Below are 22,921 nucleotides of genomic sequence, written 5' to 3'. Positions count from 1 at the left end.
GTTAAACGATTTGTATAAACCAATCATGAGATGATTTTTTGATATAATAAGAGTTGAGAAAGGTGGTTTTGCAGATGAAACTTACAACACTTGGATGCTGGGGAGGCTACCCTTATAAAAATGAGGGGACAACGTCCTATTTATTAACGGGACATGATGGCTTTCAACTTTTGATGGATGCTGGGTCGCGTTCATTAAATGAATTGGAAAAGGAAATCAGCCCTTTGGACTTGGACGCGGTCTTAATTAGTCACTATCACCCAGATCATGTCGCAGATTTGGGAGTATTACGTCATTACCGTCAGCTGTATCCAAAGCATTTATGGGAACCTAGAGTGCTTCCTATCTATGCACACAATGAAGATGAGTCTGAATTTAGCAAGTTAACTCTGTCGGGCGTTTCAGAAGGTATTGCCTATGATGTGAATGGTAGCCAAAGTATTGGGCCTTTTGATATTACCTTTATCAAAACAGTTCATCCAGTTGTCTGCTATGCCTTTCGTGTTGTCGAGCGTGAGACTGGTCAAATCTTGCTATTTACGGCTGATACAGGTTTTTTTGAAGCATTACCAGGATTCGTTGAGGGAGCAGACCTCTTTTTAGCCGATGTTTATCTTTATGAAGGCAATGAAAATCATCCTGCCCATTTAACCACCAAAGAAGCAGGTGACATTGCAGTACAAGCTGGTGTCAAAAAACTTGTTTTAACTCATATGCCACCAGTAGCTCCAGAAGGTATTGATTCAGATCATCATTTGGAAATTCTTCGTCAAGAAGCACAGCACTATGCCGGTGATATTCCAGTGGAACTGGCTGAACCGCACAAATGGTGGGACTTGGGACAGCTCTAATGCAAACATTTACAGAAGAAGAAAAAGCCTACTTTATGAAAGAGGCTTTAAAGGAAGCGGAAAAATCCTTAGCAAAGGAAGAAATTCCGATTGGCTGTGTCATTGTCAAGGATGATCACGTTATTGGGCGTGGCCATAATGCACGAGAAGAGCTCAATCAAGCCATCATGCATGCCGAAATCATGGCTATTCAAGAAGCAAATCAGACAGTTGGGAATTGGCGATTGCTTGAGACAACCTTATTTGTAACGATTGAACCCTGTGTCATGTGCAGTGGTGCTATTGGACTTGCCAGAATTCCGCAAGTCATCTATGGAGCTCCTAATCAAAAATTTGGAGCCGCAGGAAGTCTTTATGATATCTTGACAGATGAGAGATTAAACCATCGAGTGCAGGTGGAAACCGGTATCTTACATAATGAGTGTGCCGCCATCATGCAGACTTTCTTTCGTCAAGGCAGAGAAAAAAAGAAAGCAGCTAAGCGACTAGCTGAGGAAGCTAAAGAAAAAAACGATTTGCAATAAATCCAAAATATGATATACTAATTATCGGAGCAACACTTGTGCGTGAAGTGGGTCAGGGGAGGAATCCAGCAGCCCTAAGCGATGTCAGGTGTGTGCTCTTTTTTGATGTCATTTAAAAACCCTTTGAAATCAAGGTTTCAGAGGATTTTTCTTTTTGCTTTATAGATAAAAGGGGCAAAATAGAGATCATTTAAAGTAAGTTGTCTGGCATTAAGTCAAGTGGTCAAGTTAGATGTTATTTTCAAAATCAGGTCATTATGGACTTTCAGAATTGTTTTTAATAGTATACCATATATTCCAGGCCAGGATGGTCAGCAGTGGAGTTCCCAATATGCCAAGTAGTGAGATAGATTAGTATCTCACTATGTGAAAAGGCGTTTTTGTCACTGCTAGCTTGATGGGTATGCGACTTTACGGCTACTTCACTCGCCAACGGTAATCAGTAATCCTAATGATAATTAATACTCAACCAAAATCAAAAACTAACTTTCTGTAACCATTGTCTGTTGACGATATTTTTTTTAATGACCGTTCTAATCCTTGAATCACTTCTTGCAGCCTGTTCACCACGTCATCAAGTGTTTTAAATATTTTATTCTTAAAGCCTCTCTTGCGAATTTCAGCCCAGACTTGTTCAATTGGATTCATCTCAGGGGTATAAGGGGGAATAAACTCAAAGCCAATGTTGGCAGGTTTCTCTAACGTCCTTGATTTATGCCACACGGCGTTATCCATGACGAGCAAAATGTAATCATGAGAATAAGCTGCCGATAACTGCTTAAGGAATTCGTTCATCCAGTTTGTGTTACAGCCTCCAGCAATGATGAAGAAAGAGTCTCCTGTATGAGCATCGACAGCACCATAACAATAGCGATATTCTCGAATATAGTGGCTGTGGACATGTGGGCGAGCCCCTTTCGGAGCCACTGATACGACCGAAACCGGCTTCGTCTTGATACATTAGTCTTACTTTGTTGTAACGACGACTATCTTTAAAGCGCTTTCTCGCTTTCTTGGTTGATAGTTTCATAGTCGTATTATAAGTTATTTTTTGATTTTAGTTGAGTATTAGTTTATTTGAAAATTTGTTTTACCAAGTACCACCATTTAAATATAATAGTGGTAAGTAAAATCACAGCTAGGGGTACACTACCATGTATGGTTCAACAGAAATTATCACAAATATTGCGTTAAAATATGCTCATCAAACAGATATAGAAGGATGTAAGAACTAGTTTTTTGAATACGTTAAAAGATGTTTAATTGATATATCAGTAGATGAGACGGAGACAGAACAGAATTATGCTGCTCAAACGATCAAAAAGGAACACGAAAGTAGGATAATAGAGAATAGCTACTGGAAAGTAGTAGTAAACTTACTAAGGATTTTACTGAACGTGAAACAGAGACTCAGTATGTAGATGAAGAGACGTTTGAAGAACTGAAAGAAGCCATTGTCAAAAGTCAGAGGGGTCAGTTTGAGAAGCTAGCTGAATTAAGAGAGGAACTGTGGTTGACGATAAGTTTGAGGATTGTAATTCTAGAGTATAATTCCAAAAGAATTTTTACCCCCTTCTTGTTTATTAGTGTAGAATGCACCACTCAGCATATGTGAAGTGTGTTAGTCGGCTCGTGAAAGCCTAGAACTATTTGATAAATCGCAACAGCGAAAAGCCTTGGTTTCAAGGCTTTTTCGTATAGAATTGTTTTATTTCAAGGAGTTTTAGGAGTAAATATTTTTTTCTTATTAGTCACTAACAGTTAATAAATAGCGGTTACAGGAGATTGGGGAAGCGTTTTGATAGTTCAAAAAGGTTTACATGATCCTATTGCTTCAATATAAGCATCAGATAGAGTTTATAGCATTCAACGTGAAATTTCTGATAACTTTTCATAAATTAGGAATCGAAGCAATTTTGAAATTATGGTCAGGTAGAAATCTGTGAAATTAATAATAGTTGGAATGATCAAATATTTCTTTTTAGGTTTTCACGAAATACTTTTGGAAGCATTCCATGTTTATTACGAAATTCACGATATAGTTGATTTAGATTTGTAAACCCTGTTAATTCTGCAATTTCACTAATAGTAAGGGAAGAAGTTGTTAAATAATGTTCGACTTCTCGTATTCTATTAGAAATTTGTATTTCTTTAAAAGTTTTTCCATAGGATTTTTTTAACAATGAAGAGAGGTATTTTTCATGGTAACCGAACACTTTTGATAATTCTTTTAGATTTACCGTTTTATAATTTTTCTCGATGTAGTTGACGATATTAAAGATAGTATTAGAAGAGGTATCCGAAAAATGAATGACAGTTGAGGAGTGATCTTCACTTAAATAAAGTAATTCAAGAAAAATGAGTGAGAAGTAATGTTGAATGGTCTGAATTTTATAAGTTTTATCTCCAAAATTTTCAAGCAGCAGATTTTGGAATAGCGACCGTATCCGTTCATCATCATTTGTTCTAAAAATAATATAATTATTATGCTCTTGATTTATATAGAGAGTTTTGTTCATAAAAGTTGATAGCAAATTGGTCGCATCAACAGTTAATAAGGACTTGAAGTAATTATTTTCCATTACGATATTTATGATAATATCGTTAGCCGTTGGTTTCATTTTAGCACGTACGACCTGCGTATCGAAAAAACAGATGTCGCCTGCGTTCAAAACGATTTCTTTTCCGTCTATAAAGTAGGTGCACTGACCTGAGTAAATATAATTTAGATTAATATTGCTATACATGTGAAAGGGCATAAAGGTATAGCGAGAGTCTTTTCGAATATGAAGTGGACCGGTCTGAAGGTCGCTGACATCAATGATAAGAACTTCTTTTCCGTCAATAAATTTTCTTTTTGCATAACCTTCTTCGTACCGCTTAGAATAACTTCCAGCATGGGTCAAATAGTGAATTTCGTTTTCAGTATGCTTAAACAATAGTTTATTTAATTTTTCAATATTATCATTTGAATTCATAGATTTATTATATCTTACTTTTTGATAGTAATAAACATTCTTTCTGACATTGATAATGAAAAGTCGTTTACCTATAATAGGTTTATAAAATATAACCAAGGAGAAAGTCATGGAAAATAAGGACTTGGCTAAGAATATCATTAATCTGGTCGATGGTGACAAAAATATTGAGACAGTTACCCACTGTGCAACACGTCTTCGTTTCAACTTGAAAGATGATAGTAAAGCAGATGTGGAAGCTCTAAAAAAATTATCTGGTGTACTGACTGCTCAGTTTTCAAATGGACAACTACAAGTAGTGATTGGAGCTAAAGTACAAGCGATTTATAACGAGGTAACGAATTTAGTCAGCGTAACAGAAACTACTGAAAGTAAAAAGAAAGCGTCATTCAGCATCTCAGCCATTATCGAAACGATTGCAGGAGTATTTTCACCAACCCTACCAGTTTTGGTAGGTTGCGGTATGTTTAAAGCAATTGTTTCTTTACTTACTAATTTACACATTTTGGAAGCAACTGACAATCTGACTGTCTTGCTTTCTATGATGGGAGATCTCATATTTTATTTCTTCCCATTCTTCTTAGCAGTCAGTGCAGCTAGGAAGTTTAAGGTAAGTGAGTATATGGCGCTGGCCCTTGCAGCAGCTTATATGTATCCAACTATTATGGAAGGTGCAGTAAAGATTGCTGAAGGTGGACCAACCGCTTTGACAGTATTGGGGCTCCCATTCTTATTTGTGAATTACAAATCAACTGTTATCCCGATTATTTTGTCTGTCTGGGTATTGAGTCTGATTCATAACAAAATTGATAAGTTGGTTCCAGACTTTTTAAAAATTCTTTTTTCTTCTATGTTGGTGCTATTAGTCATGATTCCACTTCAGCTAGTAGTCTTAGGTCCAATTGGTTCTTACGCAGGGACTTATATCGCCCAAGCGATTGATTGGTTCTACAATGTAGGTGGTATCTTCTCAGCAGCTCTACTCGGTGGTACTCGTTCTCTACTGACAATGTTAGGTATGCACTATGCTTTAGCGCCACTGCAAATTCAACAGATTGCCGAAACAGGTGTTTCTACTCTTCTCGTAAGTGCTTTGACGGCAAACTTTGCCCAATCTGGTGCAGCCTTTGGTACTGGTTTTGCGCTTAAAGATAAATCTGAGAAATCAGTTGCATTTTCAACAGCCTTTACAGCATTTTTAGGAATTACAGAACCTGCGATGTATGGGGTAAATTTGAAATATAAACGTCCATTTGCAATTGCTCTTGGTTCATCAGCAGTGGCAGCAGCCTTCTTATCACTCTTTCATGCGGGAGCTATGGTTTATGCTCCTCCGGGATTGTTTACACTAATTACTTATAAAGCAGATAGTTTTATTTTTGTGATCATCGGTGTTGCTATCTCATTCTTGATGGCAGCGATTCTATCCTACTTTTTTGGGGTAAATAATACAGTTGATTATGTAAATGAGGCAGAAGAAACAGTAACAGAAGTGGTTTATGAAGATATCTTATCACCTCTTAGTGGAGAAAGTTTACCTCTCAACCAAGTAAAAGATGAAGTGTTTGCAAGTGGAGCAATGGGAACTGGTTTGGCTATTTTACCTAGTGAAGGAAAATTATATGCACCTTTTGATGGGAAAGTATCATTGGTCTTTAAAACACAACATGCAATTGGGCTTATTAGTGATCAACTTGGAGTAGAAGTGTTGATTCATATTGGGATGAATACTGTCGAAGAGAATGGTAAAGGTTTTAAATCTTTAGTGAATGAAGGTGATGTTGTTAATGCAGGTGATCTCTTGCTAGAATTTGATTTGCCCTATCTTTCACAGAAATATAATATGGAAACTCCGGTCGTTGTGGCAAATGCTTCTGCATTTAATCGTATTCAAACGTATGAAAATATGACCGTTTCTAACAATGATGTCTTAATGATGCTTGAAAAATAAAGAAGAGCGAACAAAAGTTCGCTTTTCAAGCTAGAAAGGAGTTATACGAATGACAACTACAAAAGGATTTCCAAAGAATTTTTTATGGGGAGGTGCAACTGCAGCGAATCAATATGAAGGTGGCTACCTATCTGGTGGTAAAGGATTATCAACTTTAGATGCCATTACAGGCGGTGCCTACAAGGTTCCTAGAAAAGTGACTTTTAAAAGACAAGATGGCAGTATTGGAGAAGTGACGCGAGAAGAATCTTTACCAGATGGAGCAGTAGGTTATATAGATGAAAATAGATACTATCCATCACATGCGGCGACTGATTTTTATCATCATTACAAGGAAGATATCGCTTTATTTGCAGAAATGGGGTTTAAATGTTTCCGACTTTCATTCGCATGGTCACGTATTTCTCCAAAAGGAACAGATGAAATTAATGAAGAGGGGCTTCAATTTTATGAATCAGTGATTGATGAATTGTTAAAGTATTCTATTGAGCCGATTATTACGATTAACCACTTCGATATTCCAATGTACTTAGCTGATCAATATGATGGTTGGTCTAGTCGTAAAGTTATTGACTACTATGTATTTCTTTGTGAGGTAATTTTTAAACGATTTAAAAATAAGGTCAAATACTGGATGACCTTCAATGAGATTAACTTTTTACGCTCTTGGGCACAGATTGGCATCAGAAGTTCAGAACCACAAAGTAAATTTCAGGCACTGCACCATATTTTCGTAGCTAGTGCCAAGGCTGTACAACTTGGGCATTCCATCAATCCAAAATTTAAAATAGGTATGATGGTAGCCTATATTCCTGCCTATCCTATGTCCTGTCGTCCAGAAGATGTTTATGAAGCTGTAAAACGCAATAGACAACAAGAGTTTGTAATGGATGTCCAATGTCGCGGCTATTATCCAAATTATCAACTAAAAGAATTTGAGCGACAAGGATTTGAAATTGTTAAGGAAGGCGATGATGATGCAATCATTGCAGCTGGAACAGTTGATTATATAGGGTTCTCATATTATATGTCTACTGTTGCAAGTTCTGATCCAAACGCAGAACGTTCTGAAGGAAATCAAGTCTTGGCCTATAAAAATCCCTACTTGAATACGAGTGAATGGGGCTGGGCGATTGATCCGCTGGGGCTTCGAATTTCATTAAGTCAACTATATGATCGTTATCATTTGCCACTGTTTGTTGTTGAAAATGGGTTCGGCGCTGTTGATAAAGTTGAAGATGGAGAAATCCATGATGATTATCGTATTAGCTACTTCAAAGCACATATTGAAGAAATGCGAAATGCTATTACAGAAGACGGTGTGGATTTAATTGGCTATACACCTTGGGGTTGCATCGATGTTGTTTCATCAGGGACTGGTGAGATGAAGAAGCGCTATGGTTTCATATATGTTGATATGGATGATAAAGGGAATGGTAGTCTAAAAAGACTGCGTAAAGATTCTTTTTATTGGTATAAAAAGGTAATAGAATCAAATGGAGAAAATTTAGAATAAAGCTGTAGCTCACGGTCAACCGTATTTGATAACTTATAACTATATGTTAGTAGTTTTGATCTGAAAGACAAGACAACCCCGCTTATCCAATACAGATAAACGGGGTTTTAGTTTATTTTTCTTTTTTATGGTCTAATTTTTTGCCTAAGTCGATGATGTATTGTTTTAGATCATCCTTGACTTGTGAATGTTTAAGAGCGTAATCGATAGATGTTTTCATAAAGCCAAATTTATCCCCAACATCGTAGCGGTTTCCAGTGAATTCATGTGCAAACACGCGTTGCGTTTTGTTAAGGGTATCGATAGCGTCGGTTAATTGTACTTCATTTCCAGCACCAGGAGCTTGCTTTTCTAAAATGGCAAAAATCTCTGGTGTCAGAAGGTAGCGCCCGATGATAGCTAAGTCACTCGGTGCCTCTTCAGGAGCAGGTTTTTCAACAAACGTGTCCACGCTATAAAGTCCTTTACGAACTTCTTTATGTGGCGCAATAACACCGTAAGATGAAACTTCCTCGTGAGGAACCGGCATAACGGCAATAGTAGAAGCATGTGTTTCTTCAAAAACATTAATCAATTGTCTCGTTAAAGGAACTGTCTTATCATTTGTAATATCCATAAGGTCATCCCCAAGCATAACAACGAAAGGTTCATTACCCACAAAAGCTTTAGCTTGAAGAACAGCATCACCGAGACCACGAGGATGACTTTGTCGAATAAAATGCAAGTTGATAGCAGTAGTATCATTGACTAACTTCAACAGGTCATTTTTTCCTTTTTGCTCTAAATTGTATTCAAGTTCGAAATTAGAATCGAAGTGATCTTCAATGGAGCGTTTGGCTTTACCAGTGACAACCAAAATTTCTTCAATACCAGATTTGAGGGCTTCCTCAACAATAAATTGAATAGTTGGCTTATCAACAATAGGTAACATTTCTTTCGCGAGAGCCTTAGTAGCTGGTAAAAATCGGGTACCAAGACCTGCAGCTGGAATGACAGCTTTTCTAACTTTTGTATGCATAATTTTCCTCTACTGTATCTAGTCAGACCATTCGTTTTCTGAGCGGAATTCATTTGACATCATATCAAGGATGGATTCTTTGATATCAGCTCCCTCATAAATAGCACGATAGATAGCGCTAGTGATAGGCATGTAAACCTCTAATTCTTGGGCGATTTCATAGGCAACTTTTGTTGTTGAAATCCCTTCGATAACCATCCCCATATTTTTTTCAATGTCTTCAAGTTTTTCGCCGCGACCTAGGGCATCACCGGCGCGCCAGTTGCGAGAGTGGCTAGAAGTACCTGTCACAATTAAGTCTCCAACGCCAGACAGTCCACTATAAGTAAGGGGACTTGCTCCCATAGCAACACCGAGTCGTGTAATTTCTGCTAATCCACGAGTGATAATAGCGGCTTTGGCATTATCACCATACCCAAGGCCATGAAGAGCACCGGCACCTACGGCGATAATATTTTTAAGAGCACCTGCTGTTTCAACTCCGATCACATCAGTATTTGTGTAGAGACGGAAGTAATGGTTGCTAAAGAGCTCTTGCACATACTTAGCGGCCTCTATATCTTTTGAAGCAGCCGTGATGAGAGTGATATCACGAACAATGGTTTCTTCGGCGTGACTTGGGCCAGAGACAACAACGACTTCTGAACGTAAGTTAGCTGGGATTTCTTCCTCAATAATGGTCGATAATCGCTCATGTGTGCCTGGTTCAAGGCCTTTTGACGCGTGCATGATAGTAACTGGATGATCTAAAACGTCAGCAACTTGTTTAGCAACCAGACGGGTTACCTTAGTTGGTACAACGAAGAGAATGGCATCTACTCCATCAAGAGCATCAGAAAGATCGTGGTAACCAACGATTTTTTCATCTAGAGTGATGTCTTTAAAATAGCGCGTATTAGTGTGTTTTTGGTTTATTTCATCGATTTGATCAGTGATATTTCCCCAAATACGAACGTCGTGATTATTATCATTTAGAACCTGTGCTAGGGCAGTCCCCCACGAACCGGGACCCAAGACAGCAATTGTTTGTTTGGTCATAGTCACTCCTTGATTTTTAGCCATTGAAAAGTTAAGTTCCATAGGATCAATAAGAATCCTAAAGATCTTTTCAAATGAGAGTTAGCATATATTCCTAAACATTATATCATAAAAACGCTTTAAAGGAATTTCGGAAGAGTAAGTCATCTTATTCTAGGATTAGAATCACCGTTATCTTAAATATGAAGACAAGTCTCAGGAAGGCAGTCTCCTTACCAATAGACAATAGACAGAGTAAATCATAGCAATTTAAGCTATTGTTTTATTCCATTCCTAAGAGGCAATACTCATCACCTACTGCCAAGTTAGAAGGCATTAATAAACGCATCAAAGCGATATGGAACTAAAGTTCTGGCTTTCAATATGCCAGTCAGTTAAAACCAAAATCTCAATACAAAAAAAGAAAGAACCAATCAGATTCTCTCTTATATCATTGTCAGTCATTCATTACACTTGTCAAAGAGCCTTAAAATACCCCAGTTACTAAATTCTCCGTCTCATTTTGTGAGATAGGTTGTATTGACTGAATGCACTCTCTAATGGTCACTAGTATTCTTCCCTGACTATTGAATAATCTGAGTTATCCAAAGATTTTCTAAATAAGAAGAAAATAATGGAAAGTCTTCGATGAAGAAACGAATCAAGCCATTTCTTGATAAGGTTTGCTGGATTTGATCAAAAGGAATAGTAGCTAAAATCGTAAATCCCATGCTAAGGGTAAAGCCAACAACAAGACAAGATAGTAGACCAGCTATGATATTATTGACTTTAGTATCAAAACGATCGAGTGGTGCTAGATGAAGGAGCACGCCTAACAATCGAATAGCAGCATAAGCAAGGGTATAAACAGCGAGAAAGGCTACGCCAGCGTAGAAAACTAACTCATGCGAGAAAAGATCAACTTCTTTAAAGAAATGGATGTGAGCTCCTTCGGTCGGATTGGCGTAAGGGACCCAGATATAGAGAATTTTAGCTAGTGGCTGATAGTAGGCTTTAGCAATAGCCAAAGCTACTAGGCTCCCAATAGTATAAAAAACCTGCAGAAATAGGCCCCTTGAAAAGCCAATGTAGAAACTCCAAGCCAGAATAATAAAGAGCAAGAGTGTAATCATAGGTCAACCTCGGCTTCGTCAGTACTTTCAGCCGTCTTGTCATCCAGAAAACGTGCCCTCAACTCAGCTAATTCCTGCTCCATATCTTCAATAGCGATTTCACGGCTGAGTTGAGTTGATAGGACGTTAATGGCCAATAAGATTGCCAAGGTTTCATTGTCTGCTTCAGGAACTTTTTCACGAATAGCCTCATATTTTTCTTTGGCAACACGTTCCACTTCTTCCATAAAGAGATTATCCTTGTCAGTTGTTAACGTTAAGGGGCGATCCCCAAAAACAAATTTATAGCGATTCTTTTTTGTCATGAAAATACCTCTCAAATATTATAGCATAAAGGCCTTATTAGGGACACCTTTAGCTTTTGTTTAGTGGTTTTCTCAGTCATGTGAGACTAGATTTGTGCTATAATATAGCCTATGAATACTAGAATTTTAGAACAGTTAGAATTTGAAAAAGTGAGGGATTTATTTGTCCCTTACCTTCAAACCGAACAGGGACTAGCTGAATTACAAAACTTGGTTCCACTTTTTAAGGTTGACAAGATTAAAGAACAATTTATTGAAATCGGAGAAATGGCTTCTATTTTTGTCGAAAATCATGGCTTTGCCTTGGGTGGTTTGACGTCTATTTCAGAAAGCATTCGTCGCCTGGAATTGGATGCTGATCTCAATATTCCAGAACTGATTGCCATCAAAAAGGTATTAGCTGTCACAGCAGACATGAGACGTTTTTATCAGGATTTGGAAAATATAGAGCTTTTTGCTCTCAAACGTCTTTTTGAAAACCTAGTAGGATTCCCCCAATTACAAGGTAGCTTGCAGTCGGTAAATGATGGCGGTTTTTTGGAAAATTTTGCCAGTCCAAATCTGGAAAAAATTCGTCGTCAGATTACCGCAAGTGAAGCACAGGTACGTCAAGTATTACAAGATGTCTTGAAAAAACAAGCCGATTATTTAGCCGAGAATCTGATTGCCAGTCGTAATGGACGTAGCGTTCTTCCTGTCAAAAATACCCATCGTAACCGCATTTCAGGTGTAGTCCACGATATTTCAAGTTCAGGGAATACGGTCTATATTGAGCCACGTGCTGTGGTGGCTATTAACGAAGCCATTACCCAATTACAAGCCGATGAACGCCATGAAATGGCTAAGATTCTTCATGAATTGTCAGAAATGTTACGTCCACATACGGACGCCATTAGGAATAATGCGTGGATTTTAGGTCATTTGGATTTTGTTCGTGCTAAGTATCTTTTCATGCGTGAAAAAAAAGCAAATGTTCCTGACATATCAAGTGACAAGAGTATCCATTTGATCAATGTCTTTCATCCTCTTCTTGAAAATCCAGTTGCCAATGATTTACGTTTTAACAGAGAGTTGACGGCCATTGTTATCACGGGTCCTAATACTGGTGGTAAAACTATCATGTTAAAAACGCTTGGTTTAGCGCAATTGATGGCCCAGTCTGGTTTGCCCATCATGGCTGATAAGGGCTCAAAAGTAACGATTTTTAGTCAGATTTTCGCAGATATTGGTGACGAGCAGTCTATTGAGCAAAGCCTATCAACTTTCTCAAGTCACATGACCCACATCGTGGACATTTTGGAAATGGCAGACCCGGATTCTCTAGTACTTTTTGATGAATTGGGAGCGGGGACTGACCCTCAAGAGGGGGCAAGTCTTGCCATGGCCATTTTAGAGCATCTGCGTCTCAGCCAGATCAAGACCATGGCCACGACGCATTATCCAGAACTCAAGGCCTACGGGATTGAGACTGAGTTTGTGGAAAATGCCAGTATGGAGTTCGATACAGTCACGCTTAGTCCAACCTACCGCTTCATGCAGGGGGTTCCTGGGCGATCCAACGCCTTTGAAATTGCCCGCAGGCTTGGTTTGTCAGAAGTGATTGTTTCTGATGCCGAAAACATGACAGATACTGATGGCGATGTCAATCGCATCATCGCCAAGTTGGAAGCTCAAACACTTGAAGCTAGAAAACGTCTGGATCGTATCAAAGAAGTCGAGCAAGAAAACCTCAAGTTTAACCGAGCGGTAAAAAAACTCTACAACGATTTCTCGCACGAGCGTGATCGTGAAGTGGAAAAAGCTCATCAAGAGGCGCGTGAATTAGTCGATTTAGCTCTCCAAGAAAGTGAAGAGATTCTAAAAAATCTTCATGCCAAAGCTGAGTTAAAACCGCACGAAATCATTGAAGCTAAGTCTAACTTAAAAAAATTAGCGCCTCAAGTTGATTTATCTAAAAACAAGGTCTTAAAAAAAGCCAAAAAGCTCAGGGCTCCACGTGTTGGTGATGATATTGTAGTGACAGCCTACGGTCAACGTGGAACCTTGATACGTCAGATTAAGGATAAGACCTGGGAAGCTCAAGTTGGTTTAATCAAGATGACCCTCAAAGAGGATGAATTTAACTTGGTTAAAGTTCAAGAGGAAGCGCAAAAACCTAAGAAAAAACAAGTGTCGGTCGTCAAAAAAGCTAAGACCTCTGGCGGTGGACCACGCGCTCGCCTGGACCTTCGTGGTAAGCGATATGAGGAAGCTATGCAAGAATTGGATGACTTTATTGACCAAGCCCTGCTCAATAACATGGCACAGGTTGATATTATTCATGGTATCGGAACAGGAGTTATTCGTGAAGCTGTTACCAAATACCTTCGCCAGAATAAACACGTCAAGAGCTTTGGCTATGCTCCACAAAATGCTGGCGGGTCTGGTTGCACTATTGCTAATTTAGGATAAGTTCTGAAAGAGAAATGAAGGTTTAATATTTCTCTCCTATCACAGAAGTAAGCAGTCATCCTATCTTAAGTGGTTTTTATGATGTTACTCAAGAGCAAAACTAGGATTGTGATATTAAGGTAGCTGAAATCTCCCCTGAATTTACAGTTAGTATAGTCAACTGAAACAAGAATAGGACAAAAGTGCCTCAATAAAAGTATGGCTATTTGGCAATACTTTTCTGTGGTGTTTTTGATGTGAGCGCGTGTTTGTTTTCTTTTACTCAGAGAGTTGAGAGGAAGAGATAAGCTTACTGTAAAGATAATGGTTGCATTCCATGCTACTATAAAATGTTAGCCTAGCTTTTTAAACCTCATGTTATTGAAGGATTAGCTAAAGATTATTAAAAATACTTCTTGCAGATAAGCTGCGAGAAGTATTTTTATTATTTACGATAAAGTGTTTTTTTGGAATAAACGGGATCAAAGGTCACATGGGCACCTAGCTTGCGGAAAACATTTTTATCTTCTTCTGGTAGGATCACTGTTGAATGCACTTCACTACCTTTGAGATTGCCCAATTGTTCCATCGCTTTTTTAGCATCGCCATTTTCCATTGCTGTGATGGCTAGGGCGATGAGGATTTCACTAGAATGAAGTCGAGGATTCTTGCTACCAAGATGGTCAATCTTGAGATCTTGGATTGGTTTGACGTAGTCTGCACCGATGAGGTGGGTCGCTTTATCAATGCCAGCTAGTGTCTTGATAGCATTGATGATAACAGCTGCTGATGGCCCAAAAAGTTCAGAAGTCTTACCCGTCACGATATCACCGGTCGGCAATGCCAAAGCTAGTGCAGCATCACCAGTCTGCTCCGCTTTTTCTTTAGCAACTACGGCGACTTTCCGATCAGCTGGGCTGACATTGATGTCGTTCATGAGCAATTCAATCTTTTGAACAGCTGTTGATGGGACGCGCTCAGCCTTAGCCTCAACCACAGTTTGGTAATAACGGCGGATGATTTCCTGTTTAGAAGCTTCGATAGCAGCCTCTTCATCAATGATAGAGAAGCCCACCATGTTAACCCCCATATCGGTAGGTGAAGCGTAAGGCGATTCACCTAAGATACGTTCTAGCATACGCTTGAGGACTGGGAAAATCTCGATGTCGCGGTTGTAGTTAACCGTTGTTTTACCATAAGTTTCCAAGTGGAAAGGGTCAATCATATTAACATCATCTAGGTCGGCAGTGGCTGCTTCGTAAGCCAAGTTGACAGGATGATGGAGCGGGAGATTCCATACAGGGAAGGTTTCAAACTTCGCATAACCAGATGTGATACCGTTGACTTGATCGTGGTATAGGTTTGACATACAGGTTGCTAATTTACCTGAACCAGGACCAGGTGCTGTTACGACAACAAGATTGCGGCTTGTTTTGATGTAGTCATTTTTCCCCATTCCTTCTGGTGAGATGATGTGGTCCATGTCAGTTGGATAGCCCTTGATTGGGTAATGTAAATAGGAAGCAATATCGTGTTTTTCCAGTTCTTTACGAAAGGCATCTGCAGCCGCTTGACCAGTATACTGAGTTACGACAACAGAACCAACATAGATGTTAAGGTCTTTGAATTTATCAATTAGACGAAAGACCTCCTGGTCGTAAGAAATGCCCAAATCACCACGCGCTTTTGAATGTTCAATGTTGTTGGCGTTAATGGCGATAACAATCTCAACCTGATCTTTGAGTTCCTGAAGAAGTTTGATTTTATTATCAGGTTCGTATCCAGGTAGAACTCGGGCAGCATGGAAATCTTCCAACATTTTACCACCGAATTCTAAATACAGCTTGCCATCAAACTGGTTAATACGCTCGATGATATGATCGCGTTGCAAATTCAAATATTTCTCTGAATCAAAAGCTTGTTTTGTCATGTGTCCCTGACCTTTCTCTTTTTAAAGAAATCATTATAACAAAATTTTAACAAAATTTGGCGAATTCTATAAGAGAAAAGTGATTATTTCGATTATTCGTCAGCCAACCATCCTTTTTACAAGACTACTGGCAGCCTAAAGTAAGGTAAACTACCAACATTATAAAAGGTACAGCGCTTAGGACATTCCTCTAGGCGTTAACATAATGACGGTGTGGAACTGACTTGTCAATGAGATAGCTGTGTCAAAACATTGATTTGGCGATCTTTGGGAGCATTTTTTCAAAATATCACTATAAACCTAAAAAGGATACCCAAGATAGATGTCTTCTTTGACCTGACTAGCCATCAGATGACAAGTCTTTTCCAAAGTGTTATGCTTAAAGTATCAAGTGACCTAAAAGCAGAAAGAATGGATTGGCATATGATTTTACCGTTGGTGGACTAGTAAAAGATCAAATGATAAGGCAGTAAGTTGCGATCACAAAGACCGCTTTGATTGCGTAAGATAGCAAGTTTCGGAGAAACCTACATTAACAGCGGCTGTATCTCTACCAAAGCGCTCATCCATGTCACAGAAGAAGCTTTAACAAATCCTTGACGAGCCAGTCTACGGTTGTCTTAATGGATATGCCTAATACGTTATTGATCAAACCAGTGACTATGGCAACAGCTGTCTCCAGAGAGTCAGGGCTTTTATCTCGAACTGAGGGTAGGTATGTGTTATAGTTACGCTAACACCATTTCTAAAGCAATAATGATGTCGATATAAAGGCAGTCCTTAGCTTCTTTTTTGGAACTTATACAGAAAACAGGACTAACTGGATTAAATGAATGATGGCTGAAAGTTTGAATGACAATTTGGATTGATGAGAGGATTTTATGCGAAAGAGTATTTATGAGATGACTTTTACCAGTGTCTATGGGGCGCTGGTAGCAAAAGTGGAACGCAAAGGTCAGACCAAAGTTGATGTGGCTAAAGTAACCTCTTGGCTAACTGGCTATTCAGTTGAGCAACTGGATGACTTGTTGGGCAGTGACCTGACTTATGGCGAATTTTTCCAAAATGCGCCTTCTTACAATCCTAATCGGACCAATATCACTGGTAATATTTGTGGCGTTCGGATTGAGACAATTGAAGAACCCTTGATGCAAGAAATCCGTCGTTTGGATAAGTTGGTGGACTGGATTGCTAAAGGAAAGACACCACAAGAGATTTTTGATAAATATGAAAACTAGGAGTTTGTAATGATTGTTATTGATTATATTGATAGCGTCAATCGTCTGCAACGAGTGAGCTTTGATAATTACAATAGTTTTGTTCAATCGCAACAGGCTTGTTGGCATGATATTCCTGACTTTTTTAAGGTGACAAATGTTAACTTTAATGGTCATGATGTTCCCTATCAAGGCCTTTATGGGGATCTCTATCATTACTTTTTGAGAATGGGCGTAGACCAATACCTCTAAACATTACACTTGGCAGTGTGTCAGGTGTTTTTAACTTTTCTACCGGTTACATTCTTGTGGTAAAATAGGCTTATGAGAAGATTATTACCCTTAAATACCAGTAAAGATTACGAAGTCTTTTATGGAAAAATATTACAAGCAGTAGCGAAATACCCTTTTTTAAAACCAATGATTTTAGGATACAATGGGTTTGTGACCAAACTGATGTATCTGCTCTATCCCTTGCTTTTGATTTTTCTTTATATGGAAAACCGTCAAGACCTGTGGAAGACGATCCTTGTGCCCGGTGTCTCTTTTCTGCTGATTTCAGTCTTTCGTCGGATGTTTAATCAGCCTAGACCTTATGAAACATGGCCTATTACACCAATCATGAACCGTGATGGACAAGGAGAATCCTTTCCCAGTCGTCACGTTTTTTCAGCTAGTATCATCAGCATGTGCTTTCTCTTCCAGTTTGCTTGGTTGGGCCTTTTCCTGTTGATCTTGACGTTAGGCTTAGCAGTGTGTCGGGTACTTGGGGGTGTGCATTATCCTAAAGATGTTTTAGCTGGTTATCTTTTAGGGATCTTTGGGGGCATGATGTTAACCTTATTCTAGAGAGCATGGGTATAAAATTGAAAATGCTTTATAATTCTAGTATAATAGGGAGTAATACGCGTATGAGGTGCCGATGTAATGGAAATGAAACAAATTAGCGAAACGACGCTAAAAATTACGATTAGTATGGAAGATTTAGAAGAAAGAGGAATGGAGTTAAAAGATTTTCTTATTCCTCAAGAAAAAACAGAAGAATTTTTCTATACTGTTATGGATGAACTAGATCTACCAGATAACTTCAAAAATAGTGGTATGCTAAGCTTTCGCGTGACCCCTAAGAAGGATCGCTTGGACGTCTTTGTGACAAAATCAGAAATTGATAAAGATCTTAATTTAGAAGACCTAGCTAATTTTGGCGATGTGTCTCAGATGTCTCCAGATGAATTCTTTAAAACATTAGAAAAATCAATGTTGGAAAAAGGGGATACGGAAGCTCATGAGAAATTAAAACGAATGGAAGACATAGTAGAATCAGCGATGTCAGAAATGTCTTCTGAGCCCGAGGCGACAGTAGCAGAGGCTGAAGATGAGGATGATACTGAAAATCAATCTTACACGCACTATGTCCTCAGTTTTCCATCACTGAAAGAAGCGGTTATTTTTTCCAAAGCTATCGATTTCGAGATTGAAGCGTCAGAATTGTATAAATTAGCTGGACAATACTATATGACTATCCTAGTCGGTTTAGAAAATAAGCCAGCTTATTACGCTAATCTTGTCCATGCTCGACTGTTAGAACATAGCCAAAACGCTCAAAAAACGAGAGCATATCTTCAAGAACATGGTATCCGTTTGATTGATGGTTATGCTGTAGCGGAACTAGAGGGTATAAAGGTGCACTAAATGTTACCATTTGAGCTATCCTTTGTCTTGGCCTTGATTGGAACTTTTCTCTTATCGCTTACCTTGACACCGTTGGTTCGTTTTTTGTCGCTTCGAGTAGGGGCTGTTGATCAACCCAATGCTCGTCGTATTAATAAAGTACCCATGCCTAGTGCAGGGGGCTTAGCTGTTTTTTTAGCATTTTTAACGGTAGCTCTGTTTATTTACCCTAAGATGACAGCCTATGTTAAATCAGATATTCCTTATTTTGACTATATCCTGCCTGTTCTTGTAGGGGCAGCTATTGTCACAGCAACGGGTTATCTGGATGATATTTTTGAAATTTCAGCTAAAAAGAAAATGATTGGTATTGTGCTGGGGGCGGTTATTGTCTGGGCTTATACTGACTTTCGCTTTGACAGTTTCAAGATACCTTTTGGTGGGCCCATGATTGAATTTGGACCAATTCTGACTTGTTTGTTGACTATCATATGGATTGTATCGATTACCAATGCTATCAATTTAATCGATGGTTTAGATGGTTTGGTAGCTGGTGTCTCGATGATTTCATTAGGGACGATGGGGATTGTTTCCTATTTCTTTCTACCGCAAGTTGATTTGTTTTTGACCATCACAATCTTTCTTCTCATGGCATCGATTTTAGGGTTTTTCCCCTATAATTATCACCCCGCCATTATTTACGGAGGAGATACTGGAGCTCTGTTTATCGGTTTTATGATGGGTGTTCTGTCTTTGCAAGGGTTGAAAAATTCGACAGCAGTCGCGGTTGTGACGCCCGTTATTATTCTGGGAGTACCCATTGTTGATACAGCAGTTGCCATTGTACGCCGTAAGTTATCTGGGCGCAAGATTTCCGAAGCTGACAAGATGCACTTGCATCATCGTCTTTTAGCTATGGGCTTTACCCATCGCGGTGCAGTCCTTGTTGTCTATGGTATTGCCATCATTTTCTCTTTGATCGCACTTTTGTTGAATATCTCAACGAGATTAGGTGGTATTTTACTGATAGCCGGTCTACTGTTTGCCTTAGAAGTTCTCATAGAAAGTCTGGAAATTTGGGGAGAACATCGAACACCCTTGTTTAATGTGCTTAAATTCATTGGTAATAGTGATTATCGACAAACCAATTTGCAAAAATGGCAAGATAAGAAGAAAAAATAAATCTCGAAAAAAGCCCTTTGTTGGCTTTTTTTGTTACAATAAAATGAATTGGAAAAGTTGGCAATGGCTTCATCGTTGAAGTCATCATACGCAATGGAAATCACAACCAGACTTGGTGGCAAGGATGCAGGTAAGTCGAAAGGTCATCAATTCAAGTCAATACCGTCTGAATTTGATTTTCGAAGCGTATAAAAGCCCAAAAAGGAGTAATTATGTCTGTACTTGAAATTAAAAATCTTCATGTCTCTATCGAAGATAAAGAAATCTTAAAAGGCCTCAACTTGACCTTGAGAACAGGTGAAATCGCAGCCATTATGGGCCCAAATGGAACTGGGAAATCAACGCTCTCAGCAGCCATCATGGGAAATCCAAGTTACGAAGTAACGAAGGGTGAAATTCTTTTTGATGGTCAAAATATCTTGGAACTTGAAGTGGATGAGCGTGCTCAACTAGGTCTTTTCTTGGCTATGCAGTACCCTTCTGAGATACCAGGTATTACCAATGCTGAATTTATACGTGCTGCCATGAATGCTGGTAAAGAAGATGCCGATAAAATTTCTGTCCGAGATTTCATCACTAAATTGGACCAAAAGATGGAGCTCCTAGGAATGAAGGAGGAAATGGCAGAACGTTACCTTAACGAAGGTTTCTCAGGCGGTGAGAAAAAACGTAATGAAATTTTGCAACTTTTGATGCTTGAGCCTAAGTTTGCCCTTCTTGATGAAATTGACTCAGGTCTTGATATTGATGCTCTAAAAGTGGTGTCCAAAGGAGTTAATGAAATGCGCGGTGAAGGCTTTGGTGCGATGATTATTACCCATTACCAACGCCTGCTTAACTACATCACACCAGATGTGGTTCACGTGATGATGGAAGGTCGTGTGGTTCTTTCAGGCGGTCCTGAATTAGCAGAACGCTTGGAAAAAGAAGGTTATGTTAAAGTAGCAGAAGAACTGGGGATTGATTATCATGAAGACATTGACGGATAAGCATAGCATGATCGATTTTCAAAGTTTGTCAAAAAACTATGAGGTTCGTCTCTTGACAGAATCAGATAGTCAAGATGTTTTGCAGTTGTATAATACCAATCCTTACTTTTTTAAACATTGCCCACCAGAACCGACGCTGGCATCAGTTCGGAGGGATATGACCAAGCTTCCTCCCAATATCAAACCCGAAAATAAGTATTTTCTTGGGTATTTTGATAATGCAAAGCTGATTGCTGTCTTGGATTTGGTAGAAGGCTATCCAGATTTGCACACGGCGTTTATCGGATTGTTCATGCTGGATAGGGAGTATCAAAGTAGGGGAATTGCTAGTCGTTTGATGACAGAAGCGTTATTTCAATTAATGAAAAACTTTGATAGAGTTCGACTAGGGTATGTGGCAACGAATGAAGTTGCTGTTCATTTCTGGACGAAGCAAGGGTTTGTTCCAACAGGTGAGACGTCAAAGACAGACTACTATGAAATCATTCTTGCGGATTTTTTAGGAGATAAGAAGGATAAAGAATAAATGACAAAAGAAATGATTTTGGCTTTTTCACAAACCAAAGCTGAACCCATCTGGTTGCAAGAGCGTCGCCTAGCTGCTTTTGCTAAATTAGAAGACTTACCCTTGCCAACCATTGAGCGTGTTCGATTTCATCGATGGAATCTGGGAGATGGCACGATTGGTGACAATGACTTTTCAGCTAATGTTCCTGACTTCACAGCCTTGGGTGACAATCCTAAGCTCATTCAGCTAGGCACGCAAACTCTCCTAGAACAATTACCACCAGAACTCATTCAAAAAGGGGTCGTTTTTACTGATTTGGTATCTGCTTTGGAAGAAATCCCAGATATTGTTGAGGAGAACTTTGGGGCTGCCCTAGCTTACGATGAAGACAAACTAGCGGCTTACAACTATGCTTACTTTAATAGTGCTTCTGTGCTATATGTTCCAGACAATGTGGAAATCGAGCTTCCTCTTGAAGGTATTTACCTGCAAGACAGCGATAGCCCTATTCCGTTTAATAAGCACGTGCTAATCATCGCTGGTAAGAATAGTAAATTCAGCTATATCGAACGTTTCGAAAGCATTGGCAATCAAACCGAAAAAACTAGCGCTAATATTTCTGTTGAAATAATTGCAGGTAGTGGTAGTCAGGTTTCTTATTCAGCTATCGATAGACTAGGGGAGAATGTCACGGCTTATATCAGTCGTCGGGCGAGACATGGTCATGATAGCTCTGTCGATTGGGCGATGGGTGTGATGAATGAAGGACACGTTATTGGTGATTTTGATTCAGACCTCGTTGGAAGTGGCAGTCATGCCAATCTTAAAGTTGTTGCGGCATCGTCAGGTCACCAAATCCAAGGAATTGATACCCGTGTGACCAACTATGGTCATAATTCTGTCGGTCACATTCTACAACATGGAGTCATTTTAGAACGTGGAACGCTAACTTTCAATGGTATTGGTCATATTGTTAAGGGAGCGAAAGGAGCAGATGCCCAGCAAGAAAGCCGTGTCTTGATGTTATCAGACAAGGCCCGGTCAGACGCCAATCCGATTCTTTTGATTGACGAGAACGAGGTTACAGCAGGACATGCTGCTTCTATTGGGCAAGTTGATCCAGAAGATATGTACTACCTCATGAGCCGCGGCATTGATCAGCAAACGGCAGAACGTTTGGTCATTCGAGGTTTTTTGGGCGCTGTTATCACAGAAATTCCAAGTCCAGAAGTTCGTCAAGAATTGATAAAGGTCCTTGATAGTAAGTTAGATAAGCGCTAAAAATAGCCATAAGGTAGCTTAATTGTGAGTCTTAAAAGGTTTCGTGTTAAGGATAAAGAGTCATCTATCCTAGATACCTAAGTGACTTTTCACAATTTTTCCCCCATTGGAACGCTGAGAACTAGTGCAAGAAGAAGGTCAAGATATTTGAGCTAAGACGACAGTGACAGTCATCTCTAAAACAGGCTATCGCATGATTCAGGAAGATTGAACAACTGGTGATTAGCCACCTTGTTAAGATTGAAGATATTGACAGAGAGTGAGAAATAGATGTTATTTCGTTACAAGGAATCATTTAAGGAGTGACCTTTCTGGTTTGGACAGCTATGGAATCATGATGGCTAGCCTGGACAGACGACGGTAGCCTAGCGTTTCATAGAGGTGACTGTGACGACGGCTAGAATCATGCCTTCTGATGAA

19 protein-coding genes, 1 other RNA gene and 1 pseudogene are annotated in these 22,921 nt (G+C 39.2%); 14 read left to right on the top strand and 7 right to left on the bottom strand.

Annotated elements, in window-relative coordinates; all coding sequences use genetic code 11:
- Positions 1-74 precede the first annotated feature (74 nt).
- The 3 genes from A2G56_RS05930 to ffs all read left to right on the top strand — a co-directional run bounded on the left by A2G56_RS05930 (position 75) and on the right by ffs (position 1,489).
- Positions 75-851 carry an MBL fold metallo-hydrolase gene (locus A2G56_RS05930; protein WP_062710320.1) on the top strand — a complete coding sequence of 259 codons (777 nt, stop codon included), beginning with the start codon at positions 75-77 and terminating at the stop codon, positions 849-851.
- Positions 851-1,375: a tRNA adenosine(34) deaminase TadA gene (gene tadA / locus A2G56_RS05925; protein WP_062710319.1), complete on the top strand. Its 525-nt coding sequence runs from the start codon at positions 851-853 to the stop codon at positions 1,373-1,375. Before A2G56_RS05930 ends, tadA begins: the two co-directional genes overlap by 1 nt.
- Before the next feature lie 16 nt (positions 1,376-1,391).
- Positions 1,392-1,489, top strand: an RNA gene (gene ffs / locus A2G56_RS05920) — signal recognition particle sRNA small type.
- Positions 1,490-1,850: 361 nt separating this feature from the next.
- Here ffs and A2G56_RS05915 read toward each other — a convergent pair.
- Together A2G56_RS05915 and A2G56_RS05910 are read right to left on the bottom strand one after the other, a co-directional pair.
- Positions 1,851-2,390: pseudogene (locus tag A2G56_RS05915) on the bottom strand (IS630 family transposase); the annotation flags it as partial.
- Positions 2,391-3,342: 952 nt separating this feature from the next.
- A complete protein-coding gene (locus A2G56_RS05910; RefSeq protein ID WP_062710316.1) occupies positions 3,343-4,353 on the bottom strand; it encodes an AraC family transcriptional regulator in 1,011 nt (336 codons plus the stop codon).
- Between the two features lie 109 nt (positions 4,354-4,462).
- On the opposite strand from A2G56_RS05910, the gene A2G56_RS05905 reads away from it, so the two are divergent.
- Together A2G56_RS05905 and A2G56_RS05900 are read left to right on the top strand one after the other, a co-directional pair.
- Positions 4,463-6,304, top strand: coding sequence for a beta-glucoside-specific PTS transporter subunit IIABC (locus A2G56_RS05905; protein WP_062710314.1), 1,842 nt, complete (start codon positions 4,463-4,465; stop codon positions 6,302-6,304).
- Positions 6,305-6,353: 49 nt separating this feature from the next.
- Entirely contained in the window at positions 6,354-7,820 is a 1,467-nt protein-coding gene (locus A2G56_RS05900) for a family 1 glycosylhydrolase (protein ID WP_062710311.1), read from the top strand.
- Positions 7,821-7,932: 112 nt separating this feature from the next.
- Here A2G56_RS05900 and galU read toward each other — a convergent pair whose 3' ends face one another.
- The 4 genes from galU to zapA all read right to left on the bottom strand — a co-directional run bounded on the left by galU (position 7,933) and on the right by zapA (position 11,293).
- Positions 7,933-8,838 (bottom strand): UTP--glucose-1-phosphate uridylyltransferase GalU, encoded by a 906-nt coding sequence (galU, locus tag A2G56_RS05895; protein WP_062710308.1) that lies wholly within the window; start codon positions 8,836-8,838, stop codon positions 7,933-7,935.
- Between the two features lie 18 nt (positions 8,839-8,856).
- Positions 8,857-9,876 carry an NAD(P)H-dependent glycerol-3-phosphate dehydrogenase gene (locus A2G56_RS05890; RefSeq protein WP_062710305.1) on the bottom strand — a complete coding sequence of 340 codons (1,020 nt, stop codon included), beginning with the start codon at positions 9,874-9,876 and terminating at the stop codon, positions 8,857-8,859.
- A 563-nt stretch (positions 9,877-10,439) separates the two neighbouring features.
- A complete protein-coding gene (locus A2G56_RS05885) occupies positions 10,440-10,988 on the bottom strand; it encodes a CvpA family protein (RefSeq protein WP_062710303.1) in 549 nt (182 codons plus the stop codon).
- Entirely contained in the window at positions 10,985-11,293 is a 309-nt protein-coding gene (zapA, locus tag A2G56_RS05880) for a cell division protein ZapA (protein WP_062710299.1), read from the bottom strand. Before zapA ends, A2G56_RS05885 begins: the two co-directional genes overlap by 4 nt.
- A gap of 111 nt (positions 11,294-11,404) precedes the next feature.
- Here zapA and A2G56_RS05875 point away from each other — a divergent pair, with 111 nt between their 5' ends.
- On the top strand, positions 11,405-13,744 hold the full coding sequence (locus A2G56_RS05875; RefSeq protein WP_062710296.1) for an endonuclease MutS2: 2,340 nt from the start codon (positions 11,405-11,407) through the stop codon (positions 13,742-13,744).
- A 424-nt stretch (positions 13,745-14,168) separates the two neighbouring features.
- Here A2G56_RS05875 and A2G56_RS05870 read toward each other — a convergent pair whose 3' ends face one another.
- Positions 14,169-15,653 carry a DUF1846 domain-containing protein gene (locus tag A2G56_RS05870; protein ID WP_062710294.1) on the bottom strand — a complete coding sequence of 495 codons (1,485 nt, stop codon included), beginning with the start codon at positions 15,651-15,653 and terminating at the stop codon, positions 14,169-14,171.
- 881 nt (positions 15,654-16,534) lie between these two features.
- Here A2G56_RS05870 and A2G56_RS05865 point away from each other — a divergent pair.
- The 8 genes from A2G56_RS05865 (at position 16,535) to sufD (ending at position 22,501) form a co-directional block, all read left to right on the top strand.
- Positions 16,535-16,891: a DUF2200 domain-containing protein gene (locus A2G56_RS05865; RefSeq protein ID WP_062710292.1), complete on the top strand. Its 357-nt coding sequence runs from the start codon at positions 16,535-16,537 to the stop codon at positions 16,889-16,891.
- A gap of 9 nt (positions 16,892-16,900) precedes the next feature.
- Positions 16,901-17,122: a DUF4649 family protein gene (locus tag A2G56_RS05860; RefSeq protein WP_062710289.1), complete on the top strand. Its 222-nt coding sequence runs from the start codon at positions 16,901-16,903 to the stop codon at positions 17,120-17,122.
- Positions 17,123-17,194: 72 nt separating this feature from the next.
- Positions 17,195-17,719, top strand: coding sequence for a phosphatase PAP2 family protein (locus tag A2G56_RS05855; RefSeq protein WP_062710287.1), 525 nt, complete (start codon positions 17,195-17,197; stop codon positions 17,717-17,719).
- A 78-nt stretch (positions 17,720-17,797) separates the two neighbouring features.
- A complete protein-coding gene (gene mecA, locus A2G56_RS05850; protein ID WP_062710284.1) occupies positions 17,798-18,562 on the top strand; it encodes an adaptor protein MecA in 765 nt (254 codons plus the stop codon).
- A complete protein-coding gene (locus A2G56_RS05845) occupies positions 18,563-19,723 on the top strand; it encodes a glycosyltransferase family 4 protein (RefSeq protein WP_062710281.1) in 1,161 nt (386 codons plus the stop codon).
- Positions 19,724-19,935: 212 nt separating this feature from the next.
- On the top strand, positions 19,936-20,712 hold the full coding sequence (gene sufC / locus A2G56_RS05840) for a Fe-S cluster assembly ATPase SufC (RefSeq protein WP_062710278.1): 777 nt from the start codon (positions 19,936-19,938) through the stop codon (positions 20,710-20,712).
- A complete protein-coding gene (locus tag A2G56_RS05835; RefSeq protein WP_157761200.1) occupies positions 20,693-21,238 on the top strand; it encodes a GNAT family N-acetyltransferase in 546 nt (181 codons plus the stop codon). The genes sufC and A2G56_RS05835 overlap by 20 nt, the downstream gene beginning before the upstream one ends.
- Positions 21,239-22,501 (top strand): Fe-S cluster assembly protein SufD, encoded by a 1,263-nt coding sequence (gene sufD / locus A2G56_RS05830; RefSeq protein ID WP_062710272.1) that lies wholly within the window; start codon positions 21,239-21,241, stop codon positions 22,499-22,501.
- The last annotated feature ends 420 nt before the right edge of the window (positions 22,502-22,921 follow it).

It is taken from the genome of Streptococcus halotolerans, from assembly GCF_001598035.1.
Lineage (GTDB): Bacteria > Bacillota > Bacilli > Lactobacillales > Streptococcaceae > Streptococcus > Streptococcus halotolerans.
This window is presented reverse-complemented; position numbering and strand designations above follow the sequence as displayed.

Excerpts from the sequence above, each read along its gene's own strand:
- A2G56_RS05930 (WP_062710320.1), top strand. The coding sequence starts at position 75 with ATGAAACTTACAACACTTGGATGCTGGGGAGGCTACCCTTATAAAAAT.
- tadA (WP_062710319.1), top strand. The coding sequence starts at position 851 with ATGCAAACATTTACAGAAGAAGAAAAAGCCTACTTTATGAAAGAGGCT.
- A2G56_RS05910 (WP_062710316.1), bottom strand. The coding sequence starts at position 4,353 with ATGAATTCAAATGATAATATTGAAAAATTAAATAAACTATTGTTTAAG.
- A2G56_RS05905 (WP_062710314.1), top strand. The coding sequence starts at position 4,463 with ATGGAAAATAAGGACTTGGCTAAGAATATCATTAATCTGGTCGATGGT.
- A2G56_RS05900 (WP_062710311.1), top strand. The coding sequence starts at position 6,354 with ATGACAACTACAAAAGGATTTCCAAAGAATTTTTTATGGGGAGGTGCA.
- galU (WP_062710308.1), bottom strand. The coding sequence starts at position 8,838 with ATGCATACAAAAGTTAGAAAAGCTGTCATTCCAGCTGCAGGTCTTGGT.
- A2G56_RS05890 (WP_062710305.1), bottom strand. The coding sequence starts at position 9,876 with ATGACCAAACAAACAATTGCTGTCTTGGGTCCCGGTTCGTGGGGGACT.
- A2G56_RS05885 (WP_062710303.1), bottom strand. The coding sequence starts at position 10,988 with ATGATTACACTCTTGCTCTTTATTATTCTGGCTTGGAGTTTCTACATT.
- zapA (WP_062710299.1), bottom strand. The coding sequence starts at position 11,293 with ATGACAAAAAAGAATCGCTATAAATTTGTTTTTGGGGATCGCCCCTTA.
- A2G56_RS05875 (WP_062710296.1), top strand. The coding sequence starts at position 11,405 with ATGAATACTAGAATTTTAGAACAGTTAGAATTTGAAAAAGTGAGGGAT.
- A2G56_RS05870 (WP_062710294.1), bottom strand. The coding sequence starts at position 15,653 with ATGACAAAACAAGCTTTTGATTCAGAGAAATATTTGAATTTGCAACGC.
- A2G56_RS05865 (WP_062710292.1), top strand. The coding sequence starts at position 16,535 with ATGCGAAAGAGTATTTATGAGATGACTTTTACCAGTGTCTATGGGGCG.
- A2G56_RS05860 (WP_062710289.1), top strand. The coding sequence starts at position 16,901 with ATGATTGTTATTGATTATATTGATAGCGTCAATCGTCTGCAACGAGTG.
- A2G56_RS05855 (WP_062710287.1), top strand. The coding sequence starts at position 17,195 with ATGAGAAGATTATTACCCTTAAATACCAGTAAAGATTACGAAGTCTTT.
- mecA (WP_062710284.1), top strand. The coding sequence starts at position 17,798 with ATGGAAATGAAACAAATTAGCGAAACGACGCTAAAAATTACGATTAGT.
- A2G56_RS05845 (WP_062710281.1), top strand. The coding sequence starts at position 18,563 with ATGTTACCATTTGAGCTATCCTTTGTCTTGGCCTTGATTGGAACTTTT.
- sufC (WP_062710278.1), top strand. The coding sequence starts at position 19,936 with ATGTCTGTACTTGAAATTAAAAATCTTCATGTCTCTATCGAAGATAAA.
- A2G56_RS05835 (WP_157761200.1), top strand. The coding sequence starts at position 20,693 with ATGAAGACATTGACGGATAAGCATAGCATGATCGATTTTCAAAGTTTG.
- sufD (WP_062710272.1), top strand. The coding sequence starts at position 21,239 with ATGACAAAAGAAATGATTTTGGCTTTTTCACAAACCAAAGCTGAACCC.